The following is a 320-nucleotide window of genomic DNA, read 5'->3' as shown; positions in this document are numbered from 1 at the left end:
TATTCGACCGAGGGTTATCGCACCCTCACCGAGCATGTCGAGGAACTGAGCAGCGACGGCCGCACACGCCTGGGCAGCTCGAAAACCCGCACCGACCTGACCGTCAACCAGAGCCTGGGGCGCAACCAGCAGTTCGGTAGTGTGTACGTAAACGCCAGCGATCAACGCTACTGGGGACGCGGCGGCGCGCAAAGCCTGTCAGCGGGCTACAGCACTTACTGGGGCGACGTGAGCTACAACGTCAGTGCTACCCATACCAAGGATGTCGGCAACTACGGGCCGACGAACAATGACACGCTGATCAACCTGTCCCTGTCGTT

General features: G+C 60.9%; 1 protein-coding gene. It reads left to right on the top strand.

What is annotated here, in order from left to right; all coding sequences use genetic code 11:
- A partial coding sequence (locus HX803_RS32520) for a fimbria/pilus outer membrane usher protein (RefSeq protein WP_178926129.1) occupies positions 1-320 on the top strand: 320 nt, incomplete at both ends.

The sequence above is a fragment of the Pseudomonas sp. P7548 genome, assembly GCF_013386585.1.
GTDB lineage: Bacteria > Pseudomonadota > Gammaproteobacteria > Pseudomonadales > Pseudomonadaceae > Aquipseudomonas.
This window is presented reverse-complemented; position numbering and strand designations above follow the sequence as displayed.